The 7398-nt window shown below is 72.2% G+C and carries 2 protein-coding genes; one reads left to right on the forward strand and one right to left on the reverse strand.

The genetic code is table 11. The annotated features are described in order from the left end of the window. Nucleotides 1–19: 19 nt before the first annotated feature. Nucleotides 20–1933, reverse strand: a complete 1914-nt coding sequence (locus tag ACFV0G_RS06000) for a putative Ig domain-containing protein (RefSeq protein ID WP_380542292.1) — start codon at nt 1931–1933, stop codon at nt 20–22. Between the two features lie 1568 nt (nt 1934–3501). On the opposite strand from ACFV0G_RS06000, the gene ACFV0G_RS06005 reads away from it, so the two are divergent. Then, on the forward strand, nt 3502–7086 hold the full coding sequence (locus tag ACFV0G_RS06005; protein WP_380542296.1) for a glycosyl hydrolase: 3585 nt from the start codon (nt 3502–3504) through the stop codon (nt 7084–7086). Nucleotides 7087–7398: the final 312 nt, after the last annotated feature.

Genomic DNA, 7398 nt, shown 5'->3' on the forward strand with positions numbered 1-7398 from the left:
GTCGCCGGAGTGCGCCGCGTCAGGAGACGTTGAGGGCGGTGTCGTCGATCACGAAGCTGGTCTGCAGCGAGGAGTCCTCGGTGCCGGTGAACTTCACGGTGACGGACTGGCCCGCGTAGGCGGACAGGTCGACGGTCTTCTGGACGTAGCCGGTGTTCTTGTTGAGGTTGGAGTACGTGGCGAGGGTGGTGGTACCGGCCTGCAGCGTCAGCTTGTCGTAGGCCGTGGTGGTCGTGGTCTCGGCGGTGTCGATGTGCAGCCAGAACGTGAGGGTGGCCTTGCAGCCGGCCGGGATGCTGACGGCCTGCGAGAGGGTGTCGGTGTGCGTGCTGCCGTAGCCGTTCAGCCAGGCCTTCCAGGAGCCGGAGTGGGCGGCCTCGGAGGAGGAGTTGTCGACGACGCCGGTGGAGGCGGTCCAGGGTGCGGCGGTGCCGGTCTCGAAGCCGGGGTTGCCGAGCAGCTGGCGGGCGGTGCACCCGCCGCCGGTGGTGGACTCCGTCCAGGAGAACGAGGTGCTGCCGGTGGCGTTGGTGGTGTCCTTGGCCGTCACGGTCACCGAGGAGGTTCCCGCGGTGGTGGGGGTGCCGGAGATGAGGCCGGTGGCGGAGTTGATCGACAGGCCGGCGGGCAGGCCGGTCGCCGAGTAGGTGAGGGTCTGGCCGGACGCCGAGTCCGAGGCGCTGATCTGCAGGCTCGCAGCGGTGCCGACGGTGCCGCTCTGGCTGCCGGGGTTGGTGACCGTCACGGTGTTGCCGGTGGAGCCGCCGCCCACGATCGGGTGGGAGATGGCGCAGGAATTGGTGTCGTTGGACCAGCTGGCCTGCTCGGCCCAGGTGCCGAAGCTGCCGAAGGCGATGTTGGCCGCGCCGCCCGTGGTGCCCGGGGACAGCCAGGCGCACTCGTCGGAGTTCTCCTGGCCGTCGTAGCTGCTGCCGGTGTGGTTGGTCCAGCCGCCGGCCGGGTTCTGGTCGGACATCATCTCGTGCCACTCGTGGCCCAGCGTCATCGTCCAGCCGTCCAGCGTGCCGGGCGAGTTGACGAAGCCGACGCCGCAGCCGGCGCCCGAGTCGATGTTGTACGGCTGGTTGCTGAAGGCGATGTCGCCGTAGGGCGAGGTGACCGCGCCGCCGGTGAGCGTGGTGTCACCGTTGTAGTCGTGCCAGGCGCAGTACTGGTTCTGGTAGTTGTCCGGGTTGGTGCCGTGCGGGGAGAGGATCACGTAGTACGCGTCGCGGTTGGACGCGGCCGTGGTGTTGCCGAAGTGGGCGGCCGCGTTGACCGCCTCCTGGCCGAGCTGGTGGCCGCTGGCGGCGCTCGGCGATGCTGCCGCGTTGTCGTACCAGACCCCGGAGAGCACGCCGCCGCTCTGGTACGGGACGAAGTTGGCGTTGGAGGGGCAACTCGTCGCCCCGGCAGCCACGTTGGGGCCGTCGCACCACTGGGTCAGGTCCGCGGACCAGAGCTCGTTGCCGGTGCCGATGCCCTTGAACATCTGCTGGGCGGCCCCCGCCGCACCGGCGGAGTCACCGGAGAACTTCGCGTTCCCGTTGGCGTCGGTGGTCTGCGTGCCCCACTGCGTGCCGTAGAACACCAGGTAGACCTTGGAGTGGCCGCTCTGGACACCGATCCCGTCGATGCCGCCGCCGTAGGACAGCGTCTGGGGGCCGGTGGCCGCATTGAGCGCGGGGTGGCCTGCCGCCCAGTCCTGCATCTTGGCGTGCTGCTGGATCGTCGGCACCACCCCGTGCCGGTACGGGTGCTGGTAGGCGGGGCTGTAGGGGTTCGCGACGGAACTGCTCGACGACTGCTCCGTGGCAGTCGCGGCCGCCGCCTGGGTGGCGGCCGTGGCGAGCAGTGCACCGCCGAGGAGGGAGAGCGACGCGAGGCCGGTCAGGGCCGTGCGTGCCGCGCTGCCGGTACGGGGGATACCCATGTGTGGGGGTTCCTCTCTCCTGCAGACCCCGGTGCCGGTCGGCGCGGGCGGTCTGCTGCGTGGGACAGGGCAGCGAAGGGCACGGACGGTGCGGCGTTCAGGAGGTGCGCTCACGACAGGACGGCAGAGCAGCTCACCGCACCCGCATCTGCGCAGGCGGGGGCTCGGGCAGGCGGCGGGGAGAGTGCGCGGAGCGTTCCGTACGGGCGTGAGGGTGAGCGGCGCGGACGGGGCCACGTACACCTGGTCCGGCGCTCCGACAGCTGGTGTGCCGATCGCTGGCGTGAAGCAAAGCAGAGTTGACCGAGAGGGGTCAACGACTCGCACAGCGTCAACTGCGAATCCGTCAGAACTCAGAGGAAACTCAGAAGTTGGGGCCCTGAGCGGCACGGTAAAGACATTCCCAATCCCCGGTCCGGGATGAGTAACGGAAGTACGCCCCCCCTGGCCGAGAATCCGAACGGAACCGCCGGCCGGATTTCGGCCCACCCGCCGCGGGCCGGGCCGACGGACACCCGGGCCGACACCGGCCGCGCCGGCACGGCGGCACGGCGGTCGGCCCGCCGACGGGCGGGGCCACCCGTCGCGCAACCCTGGATCCGGCTCCGCCACCGTGAGGCCGGTAACACCGGCCGAGGCGTCTCCTACGGCCCGCCGTGGACACGAATCCCCTGGCCGGGGCGTCACGGAAGCGCTTGCGCGGCGTCCTCCCACGGCGCGGCGTCGCACCGGGAGGCCTTGGGCCCCGTACGGGACCCGCTCACAACGGGCCGGTCATGCCGCGCCGCCCGGGCCACCACCGGGCGGCGTCCCCCGTACGGGCCGACGTCCGACCCGGCCGCGATCCGGGCCCGCGGAAGAAGGTGCCCGATGTCCAGCCGCGTCCCGCCCGCAGCGCTCACCGCACCCCCGATGCCGCCCGGCAGAGCGCCCGCCGTCGAACACCGCGAGGCACCCGACGGCTCACCGGCCGCCTCGCACTGACAGGCCCGCCCCGCTGCCCGGCCGGGCCGCCCGGCCGGGTGGGGCGCTTTACTCCTTGAGAGCGCTCTCACCTCAGAAGGGTGAGACACCGCCACGGGGTGCGCGCCGAACGCCGAAGCCGGCGAACCCTCCGCGCCCCGCCACTCCCCTACCGACGTGCCCGCGGCAGGCCCCGGCCGTCCCGAATCTCGACCGGCCCCCCGGGGCCGCACGCACTGCCGCAGCGAACGCGACGGGACATCAATAGCCGCTCCCAGCAGGGGCGTTGTCAAATCGGCCTCGCCTGCGCGCCGCGACTCCGCGGGCCGGCCACCGCGGCGGCGGGCGACGCGATCCACTCCTCCCGCCGGCGCGCGCACAGCCCACCCACCCCGCCCCGATCCACCGGGGCGGCCAACGCACACCGTCGAATGCCTTGACGGTGCGTGAGGCCCGCCCTAATCTCCTCGCTTTGAGAGCGCTCTCAAATCTGAGGTCCCGTCCAGCCGATACGCAGCCGCATCGGACCGCCCGGCCGGGACCGTACGGCCGCTCCTGCCTTCCCACCCGCGCACCCCGGTGCACGGCCCCACCCGGGAGATTCCATGCTGTTCAGACCAGCCCACCGGCCTCCCGCCCCCGCGGCGGAACCGACCGGCCCCAACCCCCGTGCCCTGCGGGTGGCCGACGCCCACCGCACCCGGCCGCGCCGCACCGCCTCCCGGCTGCGGACCGGCGCCGTCGGCACCGTGGCCGCCCTGCTGGCCGCCGCCCTGGCCACGCTCAGCCCGCAGGCGGCGTCCGCCGACACGGTCGGGGCCGGCAGCTACACCACGCAGGCCCCGGGCCCCTTGCCCTCGGGCTGCGGGAACCTGTCGACGAACCCCCGCCAGTGGGTCACGGCGAACGCTCCCGCCGGTGCCGTGCCCACCAACGACTGGTGGTCCTCGATCCTCTGGAAGAAGACCGACTGCGCCTACGGCGAGCCGCTGTTCGCGCACCCGCTGGGCTTCCGCGCACACTCGGCCGGGCTCGGCTTCTCGTACACCACGACGCCCGCGGTCTCCGGCAGCGGCACAGGGGTCGGCGAGTACCACTTCCCTTACAGCGAGGACTTCGTGGCGGGCGTGACCGGCCTCGGCGCGTCCGAGGTGAAGGTCGACGGGTGGAGCGACTGGACGGTCAGCCCGTACCTCTCCGACGGCGCGCACACGCTGCGGGCGACCATCGGTGAGGGCCTGCCGTTCGCCTACTTCCAGGTGACCGGCGGCAACGCGCAGATCTCCGTCGCCTCCGGTGCCACGGCCACCGTCTGGTCCAACACGGGCTCGACGATCGGCTACACGATCAACGGTCACGACTACGTCGCCTACGCCCCGACGGGTGCGACCTGGTCGGTGAACGGCTCCGCGATCACCTCCACGCTCGCCGGCAAGGGCTACTTCTCGATCGCGGTCCTGCCGACCACCGCGTCCACGCCGGCCGCGGACCGCGCGGCACTGGCCGCGACGTACGGGCAGTACGCGCACAGCCACGTCACCGGCACCGCGGTCTCCTACCGCTACGACGAGGCGAGCAGCACGGTCACCACCGACTACCGCTTCACCACGGTCGCCCGGGAGGGCTCCGAGACCGGGACGGTGGCCGCGCTGCTGCCGCACCAGTGGCAGTACCTCGCGGGCGGCACCCCGCTGCCGCAGACCTACGTCTCGGGGCGCGGCGCGCTCAAGGTCCTCACCGGCATCTCGTCGTTCACCACCTCGATGGTCTACCACGGCGTGCTGCCCGAGGTGCCCGCGGTCGGTGACGGCAGCGGCGCGGACGCGGCCACCTTGCAGGCCTACCTGAACGCCGAGCAGGCCGACCCGACGAAGCAGGTCAGCGACGACACCTACTGGACGGGCAAGGGCCTCGGCCGCGCCGCCCGCATCGCGGAGATCGCCGACCAGACGGGCAACACCTCGGTACGCGACGCGGCCCTGGCGGCGATCAAGTCGAAGCTCACCGACTGGTTCACCGCCTCGACCGGCAAGACGGCGCACCTCTTCTACTACGACAAGAACTGGGGCACGCTGATCGGCTACCCCGCCTCGTACGGCTCCGACCAGGAGCTGAACGACCACCACTTCCACTACGGCTACTACGTCTCCGCTGCCGCCACCCTCGCGAAGTTCGACCCCGCGTGGGCCTCGACCGGGCAGTACGGCGGCATGGTGGACCTGCTGATCCGGGACGCGGACAACTACGACCGCAGCGACACGCGCTTCCCGTACCTGCGGGACTTCGACATCTACGACGGCCACGACTGGGCCTCCGGCCACGGCTCGTTCGCCGCGGGCAACAACCAGGAGTCCTCGTCCGAGGGCATGAACTTCGACAACGGCCTGATCCAGTGGGGCGAGGCGACCGGCAACAAGGCCGTCCGTGACGCGGGCATCTACCTGTACACCACGCAGGCCGCGGCCATCCAGGACTACTGGTTCGACAGCAGCCACCAGAACTACCCGGCCGCCTTCCCGCACCAGGAGGTCGGCATGGTGTGGGGCGACGGCGGCGCCTACTCCACCTGGTTCTCGAGCGCGCCGGAACAGATCCAGGGCATCAACCTCCTCCCCGTGACGGGCGGTCACCTCTACCTCGGCGACGACCCCGCCTACGTCAGGGCCGACTACCAGGACATGCTCACCAACAGCGGCCACACCCGGCCGACGATCTGGACGGACATCTGGTACGAGTTCCTCGCCCTCGGCGACGGCGACAAGGCGCTCGCGGCCTTCCGCGCGGACAACGAGTTCACCTCGGAGGAGGGTGAGAGCAAGGCCCACACCTTCCACTGGATCCGCAACCTCGCCGCCCTCGGCACCGTCGACACCACCGTCACCGCGGACTCCCCGCTGTTCTCGGTCTTCACCAAGAACGGCGCCCGCACCTACGTCGCCTCGAACATCACCGCCACCGCCCGCACCGTCCACTTCTCCGACGGCACCAGCGTGGACGTCCCGGCCGGCAGGACCGTCGCGAGCGGCGCCAACACCTGGAGCGGCGGCAGCGCCACCGGCGGCACCAACCCCACCGGAGACCCGACCTCCACGGCGTCACCGTCCGGCAGCGCCTCACCGTCCACCAGCGCGTCGTCCGGCCCCTCCGCCAGCACCTCCGCCAGCACCTCCGCCTCGGCCTCGCCCTCGTCGACCGGTGGCACCGCCTCCTCGCCGACGCTCTACCTGCAGTCCGACGGCACCCTGACCGGCGGCACGAAGGAGGCCGGCACCGCCACCGTGGCCTCGGCGGGCGGCGCGAACCACGACGGCACGCCGTCGAACCCGCTCACCCTGACGGCCACCGGTCTCAACCTGACCTACAACGGCGGAACCGCAGCGTTCGACCTCGCCGTCGACGCGGGCACCGCCGTCGGCAACGCCACCCAGCTCCGCCTCTCCTACGACTGCACCGGCAACGGCAACTGGAACCGCGTCGAGACCTACCGCTACTACGCCACCGACCCGGTGCCGGGCTTCGAGCACTACAGGCAGACCACCGCTCTGCAGTCGGCGACCGGAAGCCCCTGCGACCTGGTCAACGGAACCGTCAAGGCCGAGATCTGGAACGCCCTCGGCAACGGTGCCGCCACCGTCGCCACCGGCAACACCTCCGTCCTCAACCTCCCCTACACCCCGGCCAGCGGCTCGACCGGTTCGCCGTCGGCCCCGGGCGGTACCTCCTCGCCCACCCTGTACGCCCAGGGCGACGGCACCCTGACCGCGGCCACCCGGGCAGCCGGCAGCGCCGTGATCACGGCGGCCGGCGGGGCGAACCACGACGGCACCCCGTCCGGCGCCCTCACCCTCACCGCCTCCGGCCTCGACCTCACCTACAACGGCGGCACCACCGCCTTCGACCTCGCCGTCGACGCGGGCACCGCCGTCGGCAACGCCACCCAGCTCCGTCTCTCCTACGACTGCACCGGCGACGGCACCTGGGACCGCACCGAGACCTACCACTACTACGCCACCGACCCCGTGGCCGGCTGGGAGCACTACACCCAGGCCGCCGGCCAGGAATCCGCCACCGGCACCCCCTGCAACCTGACCGGCGGCACCGTCAGGGCCGAGATCTGGAACGCCCTGGGCACCGCACCGAGCGCCCTCGGCACCGGCAGCCTCACCGTCCTCCGACTGCCCTACAGCTGACCTGACACCAGCAACAGGGCGGGCCGCGGCCCGGGCCCCGCACACGGGACCCGGGCCGTTGCACCGATGCTCCACCCCAACGTCCACGCGGTGACCATCGGGTGGCGAAGCCCGGGGCACGTCCCCGCCGGCAGGTCCGCCCCCGGTGGCGGCCCGGCCGAGCCGGACGACACCGCCGCCGCGCCCCGGTGCCCGCCGGGGCGCAGCCGCCGACGCCGGACCACGTGCGGGGGTGTGGGGGGGGGCCCGACGTGGTGGGGGGGCGCCGGGGGGGTTTAGGGGTGTGGTTTAAACAAAAAAAGCAGCCCCCCC

The organism is Kitasatospora sp. NPDC059571, assembly GCF_042735675.1.
GTDB lineage: Bacteria > Actinomycetota > Actinomycetes > Streptomycetales > Streptomycetaceae > Kitasatospora.

What these genes read in the sequence shown, in the direction of transcription:
- ACFV0G_RS06000 (WP_380542292.1), bottom strand. Translation starts at nt 1,933, where the DNA reads ATGGGTATCCCCCGTACCGGCAGCGCGGCACGCACGGCCCTGACCGGC.
- ACFV0G_RS06005 (WP_380542296.1), top strand. Translation starts at nt 3,502, where the DNA reads ATGCTGTTCAGACCAGCCCACCGGCCTCCCGCCCCCGCGGCGGAACCG.